Annotated in this window: 1 protein-coding gene; it reads right to left on the bottom strand. The window is 67.4% G+C overall.

Annotated elements, in window-relative coordinates; genetic code table 11:
• Nucleotides 1-488: aminotransferase class V-fold PLP-dependent enzyme (locus tag EXE48_RS18215; protein ID WP_137712173.1), on the bottom strand; the 488-nt coding region annotated here is incomplete at both ends.

The raw sequence follows: 488 nt of genomic DNA on the forward strand, positions 1-488 counted from the left end.
TCTCTGACGTGCGGGTTCGGGAGGAACTGTGCCAGTGCCTCGCGGACGCCGACCGGGCCGGCACCGGGGCCACCGCCGCCGTGGGGCGTCGCGAACGTCTTGTGGACGTTGTAGTGCATCACGTCAAAGCCCATATCGCCGGGGCGAGCGCGCCCGAGCAGGGCGTTGAGGTTCGCGCCGTCGTAGTACAGCAGGCCGCCGGCGTCGTGGACGATGTCGGCGACGTGCTCGATATCGCGCTCGAACAGCCCCAGCGTGTTGGGGTTTGTGAGCATCAACGCGGCGGTATCGTCGCCGACAGCCGCCTCCAGCGCCTCGATGTCGACGCGACCGTCGTCGCCGCTCGGTAGCTCCACGACCTCGTAGCCGGCCATCGCCGCCGTTGCGAAGTTCGTGCCGTGTGCCGAGTCCGGGATGACGACCTCCGAGCGCTCGTCGTCGTTGTGTTCGTGGTACGCCTTTGCAATCTGTATCCCGGTGAACTCACC

The organism is Halorubrum sp. ASP1, from assembly GCF_005435135.1.
Taxonomy (GTDB): domain Archaea; phylum Halobacteriota; class Halobacteria; order Halobacteriales; family Haloferacaceae; genus Halorubrum; species Halorubrum tropicale.